This is a genomic window from Thalassotalea euphylliae, assembly GCF_003390335.1.
Taxonomy (GTDB): Bacteria; Pseudomonadota; Gammaproteobacteria; order Enterobacterales; family Alteromonadaceae; genus Thalassotalea_F; species Thalassotalea_F euphylliae_B.
In genome coordinates this window covers 2840375-2858343 of sequence record NZ_QUOU01000001.1, presented here as the reverse complement: position 1 = coordinate 2858343, position 17969 = coordinate 2840375, and the positions used below count along the sequence as shown (strand labels likewise).

Below are 17969 nucleotides of genomic sequence, written 5' to 3'. Positions count from 1 at the left end.
TTTTTATGGTTTTTTGGATCGCCATATGGCGCAATTGAGACAATAACGTCGACTAAATTTGAATAAATACGTAAAAAACTTATAATCGGCCACTCGTATCTACGAACAGTTTACTACGTCATTGCTGAATTAGCGCTAATTTCGTTAAATTAGAGCAGAATTTAAGCGAATGGTTAGCCGAAATGTAGTGACTAGAGTGGGCTGATAAGCAATTGTTATCATTATAAAAGTGTGATGGATATTTAATGGATTATCCTTGTAGTTCTGCTTTAAAATTTACTTTTCCTCTATTCACTGTTTCGGCATTACTGTCTTTTCAATCGCAGGCTAACACACCGTCTGAAATGGCTGATATGAGCCTTCAACAATTGTTATCACTGACAATTGAAGAAGCCCCAACGCTCGATAAGCGCTGGCAATTGGCTGTGCTATACAAGCAAATGCGCCTTGAAGGCTACATGAGTGGTAGCACTGAATTAAGCAACGATGACGTGCTTTTTCGCCCGGGACAGGTGCGTACTAATGCCAATTATCCTGTTTTGCCTACGGTCATCATGCAAGAAGCCGTGGTGACTCAGTTGTCTTATCGCATCGACCAAGATCAGCGTATTGGCTTGTCGATACCCGTGATTCGCCAGAGTACTGACCACGAGAGCATCGTGCCGAACTACGCAGAATTTACCATTGATTCTGAGGGCTTAGGTGATATTGCCATTGATTATCAGGCGGTCTTGTATCGCGCACTTGCACATCAGCTTACTTATTCCCTTGGCTTTTCAATCCCAACTGGCTCAATTGACCAAGAAGGCGACACGCCAAGAGCCTCAGGTGATCAGCAACTACCATATACCATGCAGCTCGGCTCTGGTACGTGGGATTTTGTTGGTGGCTTAGGTTATCAATACAACATTGACAACTGGCGTTTGGGGGCAGATTTACACCTTAAACTGAGAACCGGTAAAAACGACAGAAACTATCGTTTGGGTAACCGTTTGGCGATTTCCGCTTGGGGCCGCTATACGCTAAACGACAACGCGCAACCCTTTATCAAACTCAGTTACCACGATTGGGGACGCATAGATGGCCGAGATGATGAAATTACTGTGCCGGGGCCATTTCCATACCCAGCCAATATTACCAACCCTAATAACTATGGCGGTAAGCAGCTAAATACGGCAGCAGGTATCGAATTTCGCATCGCTGCACACACTCTTTCGCTTGAATATAATACGCCTATTTATCAATCGTTAAACGGTGTGCAAAGTAAAGAAAAAGGCAATGCAGCAGTGCGTTGGCAAACTGATTTTTAAGTATTATTTGTTTTCCAATACACATGTTTTCTCGTTATTTACATACCCGAGTGTCAAGGACCTTGCTTAAAAAAGTAGGGCTTGCTTGCGCGCTGGCCTTGTGGTCGGTTAGTCAAAGTTACGCCAATCCTAAAAGCGTCACTGAAATAAGCACTAAGCATCAAGTAATGGCTGGCTTTTTATTGCAGCTGCCATCTTATGTTACTTGGCCTGATAAGTCTGGCAATGCGCGTATTTGTTTAGTTGGCAAAGATGTTTTTGGCAGCTATATCGACCAAGTATTAGCGGCAAAAATTGACAAAGGGGCAGCACAAAACATTCGCATCGACCGCGTTGCCGATGGGCAAGATGTCAGCCATTGCCACTTGGCATTTTTCAGTGAACTACCGGATACCCGTTATTTGGCGGCGCAGCGAGGGGTGTTATTAGTCGGGGAGCAGCAAGCATTTATTGATGTTGGCGGTATGGTGAACTTTTACCTTGAGCGTAGCCGATTGCGATTTGAAATTAACCTAAAAACGGTGACAGCGCAGGGGCTTAAAATGAGTTCACAACTGCTCAAACTTGCCAAGATTACTGGGCGATAGAAGGAACATTCTGTGTTAACTGCCATGTTTAATAAAATTCATCGCCTATCAATTCGCTACAAGTTGAGTTTGATGATGATGTTGATTAGCGTCATTGTGCTAACCAGCTCAACCGTGTTTATTTATCGCCATGAAATTCGCCAAATAGAGTCGTCAGAAGTCAGTCATGTGCAGATGCAGGCTTCGCTGATCAGCGCATCGATTGAGTCGGCCTTGGCGTTTAATGACTTGGCAACCGTGCGTGATACCTTGCGCCTACTCAAGCATAAAGGCGGCATTGAGTATGTTGCAGTGGTGCTTGCAGATAACACATTGTTTGCTGATTGTGACGAAAATACGGTATTAAAACCGGATCAAATTCACCTTAATACTAGCCCCTTGATGACTGATGAGTATTTCGATGTTGCCGAACCTGTGACATTGCAAGGGGAGCTTCTTGGCCATGTTTTTATTCGCGCTAATGTGGATAAAATTAACGACAAGCGAGATTACTACCAAAAAGTCATTTTTAGCGTGCTCTTGCTGAGCTTGGTACTAACTTATGTGCTTGCCCGCTTGCTACAACGCATTATTACGGTGCCGCTCGCTACAATGGTTAACCATGTAAAACAGATCAGCGATGAAAAAAACTACCAAGGTCGTTTGGCACTCGAGAGTCAGGATGAGTTCTCGACCTTGGCCAATGGTTTTAACCACATGCTAGATGTTGTGCAAGAGCGTGAACACGCGCTAACAGCACACAGTACTAACTTACAAAAACTGGTCGATGAGCGTACCAAGCAGTTATACCACCAAGCCAACTACGATTCGCTCACTAAGCTCCCCAATCGCCATTACTTAATGATGCGCTTAGAAAAAGCCATCGCAATGGCCAAGCAACGAGGTCATCAGTTAGCGGTGCTGTTTATGGATATCGATCGCTTTAAGGTTATTAACGACAGTTTAGGACACAATGTTGGTGACCAATTACTGCAGGAAATCGCGGCTAGGCTCGCGCACCTTGAACACGCTAATACACGCGAACATGACGTGGTTGCTCGCCTTGGCGGTGATGAATTTGTTTACTTAATTGAGCAATTACCAAGCACAGTTGATGCAATCAATACGGCGGGTCAAATCAATCAGGTCTTCGCCCAACCTGTCGTTATCGGCAGCAGAGTTTTACACGTGAGTACCAGTGTTGGCATTAGCATATACCCAGAGCATGGCAGCGACAGTGTAACGCTGCTGAAAAATGCTGACGCCAGTATGTACTTTGCCAAAGCTAAGGGGCCAGGCAACTACAGTTTGTACGATAAGCAAATGAACGTGCTATCTTACAAGCGTTTAGAGCTTGAAAACCATCTTCGCTCCGCGATTGCCAACAACGAGTTTTATTTAGTGTATCAACCACAAGTGTCGCTAAAGGGCGAAGATTATCGCAAAGCTGAAGCTTTGATTCGTTGGCATCATCCGGAGCTAGGTCGTGTTAGCCCGGGAGAGTTTATTCCTGTCGCTGAAGAAATTGGCTATATCAATGAGCTGGGCAAATGGGTTATTGCCACTGTGTGTAAACAGTTAAAAGTATGGCAAAACCAAGGTGTTAGCGATTTGGTGATCGGTATTAACATTTCTTCAAGCCACTTATTGGCCCCCGATCTTGTCGAATTTATTCAAGCGCAAGTTACTACGAACGCTATTGGTTATCATCAACTTGAGTTGGAAATTACCGAAGAGGTATTTTTGGCACACTCTGGCGCAACTATTGCGCAGTTAAAGCGCTTACAAGCATTGGGTATTCGCATTGCGATTGATGATTTTGGCACGGGTTATTCGTCTTTACAGTATTTAAAGAACTTGCCTGTTGATACCTTGAAACTCGATGGCATGTTTATTGACGATATTGAAGACAACGAAGCGACTCGGGGTATTACCTGCGCAAGTATTATTTTGGCACACAGCTTAAAGCTCAGATTGGTCGCAGAATGCGTCGAAAGCCAAGCACAGCTTGATTTTTTACGTAAACACGGGTGTGATTTTGTCCAAGGCTACTATTTGCACCGGCCGCTAACGGTTGCCCAGCTTACCGGGATTTATCGTCAAGAGAGCCTAGCATTAGCTTAATATTATGGTTGGCATTAGTGGACAGTATTGCTAGCACTTGCCAGTTAAGCTGTTTTGCAAATGCTGCTAGCCAACGAATGGTTGAATGTTAGGAAGTGCTTTTTATTGCAAGGGAACATCCCTTATTACACAGAACACAAGGATGAATCACTTATGGCAGTATCGCCGATAACGACTACCCAACGCCTGATCAATATCGACATTATTCGCGGCGTCGCCTTACTTGGCATCTTGATCATGAATATTCAAGCCTTTGCCATGGTGGAGGCTGCCTATGGTAACCCTACGGCGTTTGGTGATCTCAGTGGTATTAACTTTGTGGTTTACTACCTGTCGCACCTATTCGCTGATCAAAAGTTTATGACGCTGTTTTCCGTGCTATTTGGCACCAGTATGATGCTGATGGCCGATAATATTCGCGACCAAGGAAGAAAAGCCAGCGAGCGCCATTATCGACGTCTGTATATACTTGCTGCGATCGGTATACTTCATTCATTATTGCTGTGGTGGGGTGATATTTTATTTTCTTACGCGATTGCCGGCCTTATTGCCTTTCAATATCGCGATAAAACACCTAAGGCATTGTTTAAATGGGCTGTTTTTTCTCTTTTGCTGTGCTCGCTATTGCTAGCCCTGTTTGGCTTGGCGGTGCAAGCCGCACCTGCAGATGAGCTGGCGGACTTTTACAGTGTTTGGCAACCAACCCGTGAAGAAATTGCACTTGAAATCGCGTTAATGCAATCAGGCTGGCTTGCGCAGCTTGGTCACCGCTTTATCGCAATGGTAGAGATGATGATGAGCCTTTTTATCTATTTACCTAGAATTGTAGGCTTAATGCTGGTTGGCATGGCGTTGTACAAATTGGATGTCTATCGCGATAGATACTCGAATAAGCAGTTACTCAGCCTGGCATTGATTGGCTTAATGCTTGGGCTGGCGCTCACGGTTTATGGTAACGCGCAAGACTTTGCCAACGGCTGGCCAATAACATCCATGTTTTTTGGATTGCAATACAGTTACTGGGGCAGTCTAGGCATCGCATGTGCGTATTTGTGCTTGTTATTGGTGTTTTGCCGTTTACCTGTTTTGCAAGGGGTTAAGCGTTTACTGGCTAACGTTGGACAAATGGCGCTGACGAACTACTTATCACAATCGCTGATTTGCGGTTTTGTGTTTTATGGCTGGGGGCTGGGGTTATTTGGCGAGCTAGCCCGCTATCAACAGCTACTTGTTGTGTTTTTCGTGTGGGCGGTTTTGATCAGCGTCTCACAATTTTGGTTGGCAAGGTTTAGATTTGGCCCATGCGAATGGCTGTGGCGCAGTCTAACTTATAAAAGCCTGCAACCATTGCGCCGTCAAGTATCTAATGAACAGCCCGGCTATCAACGTTAGGCAGTTAATTGGTAGGCAATCGTGAGGCAAAAGTTAGACAAGAGTTAGACAAGAGTATGCCAAGGCGAGTGTAAGACAGGGAATACGCCAGAACACTTTACTGCTAGCCGACGTTTTCGCTATTAAAGGTGAGCGGCTTCTAACAATAAGCTGCGAATGTAGGCGTGTAACTTATCTTGCCCTGAACGTTGGTGCCATACGGCAATAACGTCAAAACCGGGCACTTGTTTATCTAGTTCAATCACCTTGAGCAAAGGGTCGGGCAATAATCTAGCGGGCATAAAACCGCACAAGTCACTGTTCGCGATACAAGCTTTTGCCGCGCTAAAAGTGGGCACGGATAAAACCACATTGCGAGGGTGACCTTGCTCGATAAACCACTGGTTCGCTGCGCCACTGAATTCTCCCCTTGATGGCGACACCACCAATTGAGGAATTTTCGCAATATCTGCAATAGCTAAGCGCTGCTCAACAGCGTCGTTATGAGCCGATGCCACACACAAATAATCTTCTTGATAGAGTGTTAGGCTAGGGTAGTGCTTTGGGGCGAAAAAAGGGTTCGTGATCACTAGATCGACTTGGCCTGTGAGTAAACTTGAACTGATTTCATCAAGGCTCAGGGTTTTCACTGCAAGCTTGACATTGGGCGCTTGGGCACGCAGTAGGGTTAAAAATTTCGGCAGGATGACCGTCTGTTCGAGATCGGTTGAACAGATGGTAAAAGTAGCCGTTATCGTTTTCGGGTCAAACTCTTCCGCCGTGAGCAATGCTTCGATGCTATTGAGTGCCGCGACAACTTTTACTTGCAGTGATTCCGCAAACGGCGTTGGTACGACCCCATTACTGGTGCGCACAAACAGGCGGTCGTCAAAGTTGTTGCGCAGTTTTTTTAGTTGCTCGCTTACCGCTTGTTGGCTGATACCCAATTGATCTGCCACTTTCGATAGGTTGCGCTTTTCCAATAAGGCTTTAAGTACCTGTAGCTGACGAATGTCAATTTTAGATAACGAATTCACTTGTATCACTAACAGCTAAATCTTGTTTTTAATTGTATCTCGTCAATTTTAGAATTGCAGCTAATTCAACAACAAACAAGTGGTAGGAAAGAAGTATGCAGTATTCCTCGCTGTTCAACGCGGTTAAATTAGGCCCCTATTCATTGCGCAATCGTATTGTATTGCCACCATTAACGCGCTCGCGCAGCTCGCAACCGGGAGACATCCCTAATCAGCTAATGGCTGAATACTATACTCAGCGAGCCACAGCTGGCTTTATGGTAACCGAAGGCACGCAAATTGAGCCGCGTGGCCAAGGTTACGCGTGGACGCCCGGTATTTATAGTGATGAGCAAGTTGCCGGTTGGCGTTTGGTCACCGATGCGGTGCATCAAGCGGGTGGTACGATATTCGCACAGCTGTGGCATGTTGGTCGCGTTTCACATACATCACTTCAACCAAATGGTGATGCCCCTGTCGCACCTTCGGCAATTCGCGCAGATGCGGTAAGTGTTTTCGTTGAGACAGCCCCAGGCCAAGGGGCATTAGCTGAGCCGAGCCAGCCAAGAGCGTTAACGACAGAAGAAGTTGAAGAGCTAGTAAAGCTGTACAAGCAGGCGGCGATTAATGCTAAAGCCGCTGGTTTTGACGGCGTTGAGCTACATTGTGCCAATGGCTATTTGGTTAATCAGTTTATTTCTGAGCATACCAACCAACGTACCGATAAATACGGTGGCAGCCTTGAGAATCGTTTGCGCTTTTTAAAAGAGATAACGCAAGCCGTCGCGGATGTGATGGGCTCAGATAAAGTCGGTGTTCGTTTTGCACCATTGTTTGAAAGCACGACTGAAAGTAGAGTATATCTGGGTTTAGTCGAAAGTGATCCTCAGCAAACTTATATGGAAGCAGTGAAAACCGTTAATGAAATTGGCGTAGCTTATGTTTCACTTGCCGAAGCTGACTGGGATGAGGCATCGGGTTTACCGGAAGCGTTTTATCAAGGTGTGCGAGATAACTTTGATGGCTTGGTGATGTATGCCGGTAAATATACCGCAAAACGAGCTGAGCAAATGTTAGCGAACAATCTGGGGGATATTTTTGGCTTTGGCCGAGGTTTTATTGCGAATCCTGATCTACCCGCGCGCATCGCCAATAATTGGCCTTTAAATCCTGTTGATCCAACAACCATGTACGGTGGTACTGAGGTGGGCTATACCGATTACCCAGTTTTTGATGAAAACGTGTGTAGCAATAACGAGTTAGATAAACAGATGGTTTAAGGTAGCGCACGCCTTGTCCCGTCTTAAATGTGTCGACACATTTAAGACGGGACAAGAATCACAAAAAGGGCGAACGACTAAGTTCGCCCTTTTACGTTTAATTTTTTTAATATGCCGAGTATCCAAACTCTGTTGTAGAGCTTTGGCTAAGCAGGTGTTTTATCGCCAAGCTTTCGCGCTGCGCGCTTTTGCTTGGGAGCAATAATAAATTTGTTTATGCTTTGGTGCGCAACGGTCATGACCATGACCAAAACCACAACGCCAACAAATATCGAGCTAAAGCGGTAGAGTATTGAGAAGGTTGCATCTTGCTGACCCGGAATAAATGCCGTTGTCAACGGCACTGAAAATGCCGAGGTTGCTGAAAAACCGATCGCTGATGGGATCATGCCTTTGTTAAATAACAGGCTGATCACGCCCATCAAAATGGTAAAGCCAAGCCAGAATAGCAGTGGATTATTTATCCATTTGCCCAGTATCACGTGCAGCACAAGTCCCATAATACAGCCAAGCGCAGTGCCGATCACCCGTACTTTGCCGACGCCAATGCCACCTTGCAGACTCAATGGTGAAAGCATAATGACCACCGATACGAGTACCGCTAGCGAGTCAATAAGTTCCATGGTTTGGAAAACAAAGAACAGGCTCATCGCAACAATCCAGCCCATCGCAACTTGTGCAATTTTTTCGGCTTCGGTTTTGGCGGCAAATGGATCTTCTTCTGGCGCGGGTTCTGCACTTTTAGGATTAGGAAAAAGCCAGTGTGCGAGTAAATAGTTGAAGACACTAATGAGTGCGATAATCCACATATTGATATTAAAATCGGTAATATCAAAGTAGTCATAGCTGGCGTAATTAAACACCATAGAGCCAATAAAGATCCCCATAAAACCAAAGAGATAGGTAATTTGGTGCATCATGGCAATGCACTTAATCAGCATAAAGATGCCAACGGCACCGGTGAGCAATAACGGATGCGTTTGGAATAGCTCAAGAATAATGGTGGCTTCGGCTGAGCCAAAAATGATGGAAAACACCAGCATGACAATAAATGGCAGGCCAAAACCTTTTTCTAAATTCAGCACAAAGGCTGGAATGAGTACCGCTAAGAAGCCGTAGTTCCAGTCAAAAATCATGCTGAGTGCCAACCCGAGCGAGCTGACAAACCAAATACGCATTGCTTTCATGCCAATAGCTCCGTCAATACGCCTTAGTAAATGTAGTGATACCAGCTCACTAATTTAATTTGTGCTTTTGCCATCATTGACCAGAAATCGCTTTGGTTAGGGGAGATGGTGACCGTTGCGCGTGAACCAACGAATAAGCCAGCAGGTAACTCATCTTCGCTGTCAAAATTCACGCGAATACGCTGTGCGTCTCGTACCCAACGGTTGTTCACTTCAACTTTTGCTAGTGTGCCATCAGGCGCTTGCTGCACGGCTGAGATACCAAAGTCTCGGCTTGCCAAGCTAAAGCGATAAATTTTGCCCGGAAAAGCATCAAAGGTGACAAAAGCACTGTTGCCTTGCGTGGTGTTAGCCAGTGATTTTTCACGAAAATCAGCCGTTACCCACATAGTTTCGGTTGGGACAAACGTTAAGATCGGCTGGTTGGCTCTGGCAATGGTGCCTTTTTGTACTTGCAAGTTAGTGACGATACCATCGTTTGGCGCAAGAATTTGCGTGTACTGTAAGTCAAGCTCTGCTTGCTCAATGCTATTACGTGCGATTTTAACTGGCGTGCTTTGGCCGCGTGCTGCACCTAACTGGCTTTCAACGACATTGAGACTTTCTTGCTCTGCTCTTAGGTTGGCTGAAGCGACTTGCAACGCGGCAAGCGCATCGTCTAATTGAGCTTTTGAAATTAATGCTTGGTCAAATAACTTTTCAATGCGGGCATGCTCAAGCTTGGCATTGTTGTAGGTCGCGTTAGCGCGAGCGATTCGCGCTTGTGCTGCTTCGCGTTGCGAGTACAGGGTGTTTTCTTGATCAATGGCGGATTGCAAAGACAACTTGGCTTTATCTAAGGCAATTTCAAATTTACGGCGATCAATTGAGATAATCACGTCGCCTTTTTTGACCTGCTGGTTGTTGTGAACATGCACGTCAACTACTGTACCTGTGATTTCAGGTGACAGCTGTACAACATAGCTTTGTACACGACCTTCACTTGTTAATGGCGCATGACGATCTGCAATAACAATATATGCAAATAGTAAAATAAATAGGACAATTAGTGACCCCATCCAGCGCTTAAACGTTTTTTCAGCAGACAAAACTGTTACCTCAGTTACCAAAATCGCGCGAATTATATATATATTCTCAGTTGTGCAGTAGAATGATAGATAACACACTTGAGTACTAAAAATAGGACAATGAAAGCTAGCCTCGACGATATTTACTTATTTTCACAAACGGTATTACACGAAGGCATAAGTGCGGCGGCGTATGCCAACGGTTTGCAGCGCTCAAAGGTCAGTCGTCGATTGCGAATGCTCGAAGAAGCACTGGGTACTGAGTTACTAATTCGTACAACTCGTAACATAGAATTAACAGCCCAAGGTAAAGAACTCTTTGAACTGGCCAGGCAACCGCTTGAGCAAATATTAGAAGGAGTGGGTGCGCTGAGCGGCGATTTAGAAGAGCTTTCCGGCAAGTTGCGAATAGCGATCCCTTCGGCGTTAATGAGTACCAGCCTGTTTAACAATATACTGACAGAGTATATGGATGCCTACCCGGAAATAAATATTGAAGTTGAAAACCATCAAGAAGGGGTTGATTTAAAACGCCAATCATTTGATATTCAGGTACTGCCAAGCGTTGTGAAAGTGGCTGATGACAGCTATGTGCAATTTAGTATTTTATCGTATCGCTGCCATTTAGTGGCTTCTCCGGCGTACTTGGAAAAGTACGGCGCTGTCTCCTCTCCACTTGATTTAAAAAAGCATCGCGTGCTAACCAACAGATACAATGCTGACCTATTGGCGCCTCATCTCGACATTTCGCTTAAATCTGACGATCTTTATATCTTGCTGAATATGGCTATTGCAGGCACTGGTATTGCGTTTTTGCCGAAAGTGAATTCAAAACTGGCGATTGAGCAGGGGAGTTTAGTGGAAGTATTGCCTGGCATCGCTTATCCCGAACAACATTTGACGTTAATTTATCCTTCGTCGTCTTATTTGCCGCGAAAAGTAAAACTACTCATCGATATTTTTCGAGAAAAGTACCAGTAAAAAGTGCCCGTGTTTTAGCGAGCGTCTATTAACCTGCGTTGGCTTGCTGCTTGTCGGGCATTGATTCGAGAATCCAGTTGATTTGCTTTATCAAGGTATTCGCGGTGAATGGCTTAAACATAATGCCACTTACCCCAGCTTGGATAAAAGACTCTAACTCGCTGCGCTTGTCCTCGCAGGTCACCAGCAGCACTGGCAGTTTGGCAATTGGCTCGTGTTGGCGAATGTGCTCCAACAATCGCAAGCCGTCGAGTTTGGGCATGTGGTAGTCGGTGATGAGTAGATCGTATTGACGAGACATCAATAAGTTAAGTGCTTGTTGGCCATTAACGGCTTCTTCGACTTGATCGTAGCCGATGCCTTTTAACATATGAATTATTACATGACGCATTGAGTCCATATCATCTACAACAAGAATCCGCATAATTTGCTTCCCTTTAAATTACGGTTTACACCCTATTAACATAAGATATAGTAGGGGAAGATGAAGAGAGAGTAAATCCTTTCCCTGCATCTTAATCGCTCGGTCTTTTTCTGGCCTTTGCTAGCAAGAAAATTTTGCTGATGGTAATGCCAATTTACGCATTAATAGCTGACCTTACGTAAGTATACTCATGTTAAAAATAAGTAAAGCAGAAATTAGCAAAAAAGCCGTTAGTATTCCCTTCGTTGTCTTCCGCACCGTTTTTAAGCACTACCTAAACACCGATAGCGTAAAGCTCTGTCGGTGTACTGAATTTAAAAGGCTTTTTGGTGTTTTTTCACCATCTGGATTGAACCTGCTTATGTGTTGAGTGAGCTGAATCGCCAGATTTTGACATCTGGCTCGAAACTTGACTGTTGCCTCGCTATAATGCTGATAATTTTTGTTAATGCAGATACGAGTGAATGAACCCAATTATTCAAGTGCTACAGGCCAATAATATTGCCCAAGCGCAAATTAACGACATTTTTACAGAGCTAACCACCAATCCGCTAATGGCGATGAATACCATTGCTAGCTTAGGTATTCCGCAAGAGCAGTTGCAACCAGTCATGATGCAAGTAATGACCAACCCAGGGTTAATCAAAGAAGCGGTACAAGAGTTAGGCTTGGATGTTGAGGCGATGGAAAAAGCCAAGCAAGCTTTTCAACAAGAAAAAGAATAGCGTACGACAGTTTATCTTTCGCCATAACTTTTATGGCAACTCTCACAGCAACTCTCGCAGCAAAAAAAGAGCAGGTCGTTAATGCGCTACCTGCTCTTACTAGCTCGTACTTCAAACCTATTTTCGACGGCCGCTAATGGCGTTTGCGAGCAAATGATGCCGCAAGCCAAGCTTTTGCCTGATTTCGCGCCAAGCAACTCGCCAAGGGTTTCTCAGTAAATGCTGCGTTCGTCACTGTTACTTTAGGTGAATCGAATACCTCGTTGCCCAAGGCGACATTGACTCGACATGTTACAAGCTTTTTCGCTTTTGATTCAGTAAAGCTAAGCTTAACTTGGTTTGCTCGGTTAATAAGTTGTTTATACGGATAGCCTTGGTGACTGTACAACTTGGCTGAGATTGTTTCTGTGCTTTTCTCGTCTATTGACGTATCAATTGCAAATAGATTAAAGCTAGTTAACGCCAGTAATATTAATGTAATAGCTTTCATTTTGATTGCCTCACTTGGTTGGGAACGTTTTAGTTTGCGATTAAACTAAGGGTAAGTGTGGCTGGCATTGACGGGCTAGACAAACGATAATAAATTAACTGGACATTAGAAAATGTTAACTCAAAGCTAAGTTTGTTTGTCAGCTGCTTAGATGAACAGACTTTTTGAATTGTGTAGCTAAGGTATTAACGTTGAGGCCGTCTTGCGCCGATATAGCTACCGAACAATATAGCGACTAAACAACAGAGCCAATGGTTAGTTATTGATAAACTGGAAAATACCGATGCATATTCCACTAAAATCACTGCGATTTTTTATGCTTGCTGCGCGCCATGGGAGCTTCAAAGCCGCGGCAGAGTCTTTGTTTGTCACGCAGGCGGCGGTTAGCCAGCAAATTCGCTTATTGGAGGAGAATGTCGGGTGCAAGTTATTTGTTAGGCATGGCGGAAAAACCACGTTAACGGCTCAAGGGGAGCAGCTACTGCCCCATATTGAGCAAGCGTTTAGCCATATTGAGCTGGGCTTGGCGAGCATAGGTAAAAGCAGCAACCCAAATGAACTGCGAATTACCGCGTTTCACTCATTGACTTCGCTGTTGTTAATTCCAAATATTGAACAATTCAATGCTGCTCACCCTGACATTCACGTGCAGTTTTCGCCGAGCAACAAGCTCGATGATATTCGCGCGCAGCAATTAGATGTCGCAATAAGACGAGGTAACGGTGATTATCCTGGGCTAGAGAGTAAAAAGCTTATTGATGATGAAATTGTGCTGGTGGCAAGTCCAACCTTAGTAAGCAAGCAGTCGCTAACTGCCGCGCAATTATTAACGCTTCCGCTATTAGAAGACACGAGTGAGGAGTACCAAAGTTCGATTGACCAGTTTTTGGCGAACTGCAGCGCGACACGTGATCAGCTTAATCCAATACTGCGAACAAGTGACTCATTACCTTTGATACAATATGCGTTAGCGGGTAAAGGTATGATGTTTGTGAGCCGGGCATTGATCAATCATTTACTGGTTGACGGAACACTCGTCGAACTATTAGAACATCGCTTTGCGACGGATAGAACCCTGTACCTCGTTGCCCCTAGTCACCACTTTTCATTTGCTAAAGTGAGGCATTTTGAGCACTGGATTCGCCAATTGTTTTTACAAGATTAACTAGGCTTGCACTCAATGTGGTTTGTGTTCACTTTTAAGTGCGGTCAAGCCTTCTTTCAATAGTGATAGACGTAATTTTAGTTACCGTTACAGGTCGTTATCGCTGCTAGCGAGAGGACTAAATAGAGAATAAATAAGGCCAAGCGGTTAAGGTTAGTGTTATAGTGCCTTAGCAATAAAGCAACAAAATAAAAGATTGATTGATTGTAAAACAATGCGATAAAAGTTATTTGAAGATTTAGTACGAAATATTACATGTTGTAATATAGTTGTCATAAAAATATGCTAGGTGATTAAGGGGCCTGTTTGCTACTATGTTGCTATAGATGGTTAACGGAGGTCGTTTATGATCAAACATATTGTTGCAGTAGTTGCCACAGTAGTAGTTAGTCAGTCAGCAGTGGCAGGCAATGACGTTGAAGGTAATGATAAAATTTGGCAGTGTGTTGATAAAACCACACTAGCGGCAGACCAAGCATGTGTGGCTGCGACAATTGCACAAAACCATGATAACGCAGAGTTTTTTAATCAGCTGGCAAATCAAACATTTGAAACAAAACGCGATGCACTTGCGACAGTAACTTACTTCCCTAAGCGCAGTTTAATTGAAGTCAAATCGCTGGAAGATAAAGCGACTGAGGTATTGATGGCAAGCCGATAGGCATTAGCTGCCATTTCAGCGCTAAACAAGTGATACAGCTAAGACAGCGAACAACTAAGATAAACAGCAAAACACCAGTCATGTAAATGGCTGGTGTTTTTTTTCGTCGGTTGAAAAATTGAGGCTAATAAAAAACTAAGGCTAATAAAAAACAGCGATAAAATAATCAGTTGCTCGTGGGCTTGGTTATATCCTTATTAAAAGTATTATTTTTAAATAAGTCGAGCTAGGAAAATCAAACGCAATTAAGTTATAATCGCGCCCTTGATTATTCACCTAGTTTATTTACGCTTCATGAAGTTTCCCGGTCGCCGCCAGCACAAACACTATTTTCCTGTCGACAATAAAAATCCATTAACCAACCAAGTTAACCGCGCCTCTCAGTTAGTGAGAAATTACATCGTGGGTATCGATCAAACCTTGGTAGATATTGAAGCGAAAGTGGATCAAGCATTCCTCGACGAATTTGGCTTGCAGCGCGGTATGTCGCAAGTTATCTCTGATGAGGTAACAGAGCGCTTGTATCAAAGACTAAAAGATGAAGCATTAGTAAATTACGAATTTGCCGGCGGCACGATAGCTAACACCATTCACAACTACTCAGTATTGGCGGATGATCGCTCGGTGTTATTAGGGGTAATGTCGAACAATATTAAAGTAGGTGATTATGCCTACCGCTTTTTGAGTAATACCTCATCGCGTGTTGACTTAAACCATTTACAACCCGTAGATGGCCCAATTGGTCGTTGTTTCACACTGATTGACGACTCAGGTGAGCGCACTTTTGGTATTAACGCGGGGCTGATTAATCACCTGCATCCCGACTCTATTAATGAAGAACTCATTGCCAGTGCGTCGGCATTAGTGATCAGCTCATATTTAATGCGCACTCAACCGGGCGACACCATGACCCAAGCTGCCATTAAAGCGGTAAAATGTGCCAATGCAGCCAATGTACCTGTGGTGCTTACCTTAGGAACGAAACACCTGATCGAAAAAGAGCCTGAGTTTTGGCGAGAATTTGTTAAAAAGCACGTCAATATCTTAACCATGAATGAAGAAGAGGCGCTGGCGATCACAGGTTATAGCGATCCACTGCAAGCGGCTGATTGTTGCTTAGATTGGGTTGATTTAGTGATCTGTACAGCTGGGCCAGAAGGCTTGTACATGGCAGGTTACGTTGATGACAAATTTAAACGTGAAACCGAGTACCCATTAATGCCTGGCCATATTGCCGACTTTAACCGCTACGAATATTCACGCCCAATGCGTTTAGATGATTGTGAACAACCGGTTCGAATTTATACCCATACTGCGCCTTATATGGGTGGCCCAGATGCCATTAAAAATACCAATGGTGCAGGCGATGCAGCCCTTGCGGCCATTTTGCATGATTTAAGCGCTAATGTTTATCACAAGCGCAATGTTGAGAACTCGAGCAAGCACAATCAACCTGCGTTGACGTACTCATCGTTATCGCAAATGAGTAAATACGCCAACCGTGCTAGTTATGAAGTGTTGGTGCAGCACTCACCGCGTTTATCTCGCGGTCTGCCAGAGCGAGAAGACAGCCTTGAGCAGGCGTACTGGGCGAAATAAATAACTTGGCAAAAAGTAATGAAAAATAGGCAGCATTTTAGCTGCCTATTTTTTTAGGTGCGCATAACAAGGGGGTTAATAGCCCTGTGCTTGCCCATCTTTACGCATTTCACTGGCGCCGTGATACACCCCGGTTTTTGGATCTTTTAAAATCGCTTGGTAGCCACCAAACGGACCGCTGGTAATGTGTATTTTATGTCCGCGTTTTTGTAGCTCGCGTACCGCTTGAGCGGTCACACCACTTTCTAGCTCTAGCGTGCCGCCATCTTTCATACGGCCCTTCCATGTGGGTGAGGTTGAACCTCTGTGATGAAAACGCGCTGCGTCACCCGCTTGTTGCACGTTCATGCCAAAATCAATGATGTTGGTGACCATTTGCACATGTCCTTGAGGTTGCATCGCGCCGCCCATTAAGCCAAAGCTCAGATAAGGTTTATCGTCTTTGGTAATAAAAGCTGGGATGATGGTATGAAAGGGGCGTTTGCCCGGTGCATAAACATTGGGATGGTCTTGTGTTAGTGAGTATTGTGCGCCCCGATTTTGAAAAATAAAGCCTAGGCCGTCAGCCACTAACCCTGTACCCATGCCGCGGTAGTTACTTTGAATTAAACTCACCATCATGCCGTTGTTATCGGCTACGGTGAGGTAAATGGTATCACCTTCGATAAGTTTTGGGTCACCATGATCCACTTGAGTTGCCGCCTGTTTCATATCAATAAGTTTGGCGCGAGCTTTACCGTATTGCTTTGACAGCAAATAACTCAAATTGATTTGCTGATACGCTGGATCGGCATAAAAACGCGCCCGGTCTTCAAATGCCAATTTTTTCGCTTCGGTCATCACATGTAGATAATCAGCGCTGTTATGACCCATGCTCGCAAGATCAAAATTTTCGAGTACGGTCAGCATTTGCAATGCGGCGATACCTTGGCCGTTAGGCGGTAGCTCCCAAACATCATAACAGCGATAGTTCACTGACACTGGCGATACCCACGTGCTGGTGTGGCTGGCAAAATCTTCATACCTGAGAGGGCCGCCGATACGTTTGAAGTACGCATCCATGGTTTTTGCGATATTGCCCTTGTAAAACGCATCTCGGCCACCTTTGGCAATTTGTTCAAGTGTTTTGGCAAGGTCAGGGTTTTTAAACATTTCTCCTGCTTTGGGTGCGACTCCTTCAATCAGAAATGTCGCTTGATAATTGTCAATTTCCTCGATTTCGCCCGCTTTGTAGAGCTTGGCATAATGCTGTTGGTAACGGCCCATGTAATAAGCGATGACTTCAGTGACAGGGAAGCCCTGATTGGCATATTGAATGGCTGGTGCCAGGTTTTTTGCCATTGGCAGTTTGCCGAATTTTTGATGTAATTCGAACCACGCATCAACAGTCCCTGGCACTGTGACTGGCGGTGTCCCCCAATTAGGAATTTGTGATACGTTACCGATTTTTGCTTTTAATTGTGCCAGAGTTTGCCCTTTCGCAGAGCGCCCTGAGCCATTTAATCCGTAGAGCTTTTTAGTGATGGGATCCCAAACGATGGCAAATAAATCACCACCGATACCATTACCGGTTGGCTCCATTAAACCAATCGCGGCATTTGCCGCAATTGCTGCGTCTATGGCATTGCCGCCAGCTTGTAAAATATCAATAGCTACTTGTGATGCTAATGGGTGAGAAGTCGCTGCCATGCCATTGATGGCTAGCACTGGTGAGCGCGTTGCCCAAGGTGCGCCAATCACGCGATCACCACGTCCATCTTCCCTGAGTTTTACTGGCTTACCTGTAGCGTCATCAATAATGATGTCGCTGTCATTGCTGTGTGCGGCGGCAGAAAAGGTTAACACACCAATTATGATGGCGAATACGTTGAGTTTCATATTAAGCTCCGTAATTATCCTTGTTGTGACAGCTAGGGATTGGGCTAGCAGAGTCTCTCTGCTAGCTAGGTTTTAGATTAGCACGTGTAACGTTCAAGTCTTGAATACTTGACAAATGAGGTCGA

Annotated in this window: 16 protein-coding genes; 10 read left to right on the top strand and 6 right to left on the bottom strand. The window is 44.7% G+C overall.

Annotated features, from left to right (window positions below):
* Positions 1-245: 245 nt before the first annotated feature.
* The 4 genes from DXX93_RS12665 to DXX93_RS12650 all read left to right on the top strand — a co-directional run bounded on the left by DXX93_RS12665 (position 246) and on the right by DXX93_RS12650 (position 5392).
* Positions 246-1310 carry a transporter gene (locus tag DXX93_RS12665; RefSeq protein ID WP_116008416.1) on the top strand — a complete coding sequence of 355 codons (1065 nt, stop codon included), beginning with the start codon at positions 246-248 and terminating at the stop codon, positions 1308-1310.
* Between the two features lie 62 nt (positions 1311-1372).
* A complete protein-coding gene (locus DXX93_RS12660) occupies positions 1373-1897 on the top strand; it encodes a YfiR family protein (RefSeq protein ID WP_181902218.1) in 525 nt (174 codons plus the stop codon).
* Between the two features lie 12 nt (positions 1898-1909).
* The gene (locus DXX93_RS12655; RefSeq protein WP_116008414.1) at positions 1910-4000 is read left to right on the top strand and encodes an EAL domain-containing protein; all 2091 of its coding nucleotides are present in this window, start codon (positions 1910-1912) and stop codon (positions 3998-4000) included.
* A gap of 105 nt (positions 4001-4105) precedes the next feature.
* Entirely contained in the window at positions 4106-5392 is a 1287-nt protein-coding gene (locus tag DXX93_RS12650) for a DUF418 domain-containing protein (RefSeq protein WP_181902217.1), read from the top strand.
* A gap of 122 nt (positions 5393-5514) precedes the next feature.
* Here DXX93_RS12650 and DXX93_RS12645 read toward each other — a convergent pair whose 3' ends face one another.
* A complete protein-coding gene (locus DXX93_RS12645; protein ID WP_116009944.1) occupies positions 5515-6408 on the bottom strand; it encodes a LysR family transcriptional regulator in 894 nt (297 codons plus the stop codon).
* A gap of 95 nt (positions 6409-6503) precedes the next feature.
* On the opposite strand from DXX93_RS12645, the gene DXX93_RS12640 reads away from it, so the two are divergent.
* The gene (locus DXX93_RS12640) at positions 6504-7667 is read left to right on the top strand and encodes an alkene reductase (protein ID WP_116008412.1); all 1164 of its coding nucleotides are present in this window, start codon (positions 6504-6506) and stop codon (positions 7665-7667) included.
* A gap of 146 nt (positions 7668-7813) precedes the next feature.
* Here DXX93_RS12640 and DXX93_RS12635 read toward each other — a convergent pair whose 3' ends face one another.
* Both DXX93_RS12635 and DXX93_RS12630 read right to left on the bottom strand, forming a co-directional pair.
* A complete protein-coding gene (locus DXX93_RS12635; protein ID WP_116008411.1) occupies positions 7814-8854 on the bottom strand; it encodes a DUF2955 domain-containing protein in 1041 nt (346 codons plus the stop codon).
* 23 nt (positions 8855-8877) lie between these two features.
* A complete protein-coding gene (locus tag DXX93_RS12630; RefSeq protein ID WP_116008410.1) occupies positions 8878-9942 on the bottom strand; it encodes an HlyD family secretion protein in 1065 nt (354 codons plus the stop codon).
* A 99-nt stretch (positions 9943-10041) separates the two neighbouring features.
* Between DXX93_RS12630 and DXX93_RS12625 the strand changes: the two genes are divergently transcribed.
* Positions 10042-10902 (top strand): LysR family transcriptional regulator, encoded by an 861-nt coding sequence (locus tag DXX93_RS12625; protein ID WP_116008409.1) that lies wholly within the window; start codon positions 10042-10044, stop codon positions 10900-10902.
* Positions 10903-10930: 28 nt separating this feature from the next.
* Here the strand turns inward: DXX93_RS12625 and DXX93_RS12620 are convergent, their stop codons facing one another.
* Positions 10931-11326, bottom strand: coding sequence for a response regulator (locus DXX93_RS12620; protein ID WP_116008408.1), 396 nt, complete (start codon positions 11324-11326; stop codon positions 10931-10933).
* Positions 11327-11790: 464 nt separating this feature from the next.
* Between DXX93_RS12620 and DXX93_RS12615 the strand changes: the two genes are divergently transcribed.
* A complete protein-coding gene (locus DXX93_RS12615) occupies positions 11791-12051 on the top strand; it encodes a DUF2999 family protein (RefSeq protein WP_116008407.1) in 261 nt (86 codons plus the stop codon).
* A gap of 133 nt (positions 12052-12184) precedes the next feature.
* On the opposite strand, the gene DXX93_RS12610 is transcribed toward DXX93_RS12615, so the two are convergent.
* Positions 12185-12541: a hypothetical protein gene (locus tag DXX93_RS12610; protein ID WP_116008406.1), complete on the bottom strand. Its 357-nt coding sequence runs from the start codon at positions 12539-12541 to the stop codon at positions 12185-12187.
* A gap of 283 nt (positions 12542-12824) precedes the next feature.
* On the opposite strand from DXX93_RS12610, the gene DXX93_RS12605 reads away from it, so the two are divergent.
* From DXX93_RS12605 to DXX93_RS12595, 3 genes are all read left to right on the top strand, one after another.
* Positions 12825-13706 carry a LysR substrate-binding domain-containing protein gene (locus DXX93_RS12605; protein ID WP_116008405.1) on the top strand — a complete coding sequence of 294 codons (882 nt, stop codon included), beginning with the start codon at positions 12825-12827 and terminating at the stop codon, positions 13704-13706.
* 346 nt (positions 13707-14052) lie between these two features.
* Positions 14053-14367: a hypothetical protein gene (locus tag DXX93_RS12600; RefSeq protein ID WP_116008404.1), complete on the top strand. Its 315-nt coding sequence runs from the start codon at positions 14053-14055 to the stop codon at positions 14365-14367.
* 294 nt (positions 14368-14661) lie between these two features.
* Positions 14662-15966, top strand: a complete 1305-nt coding sequence (locus tag DXX93_RS12595; RefSeq protein WP_116009943.1) for an inosine/guanosine kinase — start codon at positions 14662-14664, stop codon at positions 15964-15966.
* A 75-nt stretch (positions 15967-16041) separates the two neighbouring features.
* Here the strand turns inward: DXX93_RS12595 and ggt are convergent, their stop codons facing one another.
* Positions 16042-17844 carry a gamma-glutamyltransferase gene (ggt, locus tag DXX93_RS12590; protein WP_116008403.1) on the bottom strand — a complete coding sequence of 601 codons (1803 nt, stop codon included), beginning with the start codon at positions 17842-17844 and terminating at the stop codon, positions 16042-16044.
* Between the last annotated feature and the right edge of the window lie 125 nt (positions 17845-17969).

Coding starts and splice junctions, on each gene's coding strand:
- DXX93_RS12665 (WP_116008416.1), top strand. CDS start 246: ATGGATTATCCTTGTAGTTCTGCTTTAAAATTTACTTTTCCTCTATTC.
- DXX93_RS12640 (WP_116008412.1), top strand. CDS start 6,504: ATGCAGTATTCCTCGCTGTTCAACGCGGTTAAATTAGGCCCCTATTCA.
- DXX93_RS12635 (WP_116008411.1), bottom strand. CDS start 8,854: ATGAAAGCAATGCGTATTTGGTTTGTCAGCTCGCTCGGGTTGGCACTC.
- DXX93_RS12625 (WP_116008409.1), top strand. CDS start 10,042: ATGAAAGCTAGCCTCGACGATATTTACTTATTTTCACAAACGGTATTA.
- DXX93_RS12620 (WP_116008408.1), bottom strand. CDS start 11,326: ATGCGGATTCTTGTTGTAGATGATATGGACTCAATGCGTCATGTAATA.
- DXX93_RS12615 (WP_116008407.1), top strand. CDS start 11,791: ATGAACCCAATTATTCAAGTGCTACAGGCCAATAATATTGCCCAAGCG.
- DXX93_RS12610 (WP_116008406.1), bottom strand. CDS start 12,541: ATGAAAGCTATTACATTAATATTACTGGCGTTAACTAGCTTTAATCTA.
- DXX93_RS12605 (WP_116008405.1), top strand. CDS start 12,825: ATGCATATTCCACTAAAATCACTGCGATTTTTTATGCTTGCTGCGCGC.
- DXX93_RS12600 (WP_116008404.1), top strand. CDS start 14,053: ATGATCAAACATATTGTTGCAGTAGTTGCCACAGTAGTAGTTAGTCAG.
- DXX93_RS12595 (WP_116009943.1), top strand. CDS start 14,662: ATGAAGTTTCCCGGTCGCCGCCAGCACAAACACTATTTTCCTGTCGAC.
- ggt (WP_116008403.1), bottom strand. CDS start 17,844: ATGAAACTCAACGTATTCGCCATCATAATTGGTGTGTTAACCTTTTCT.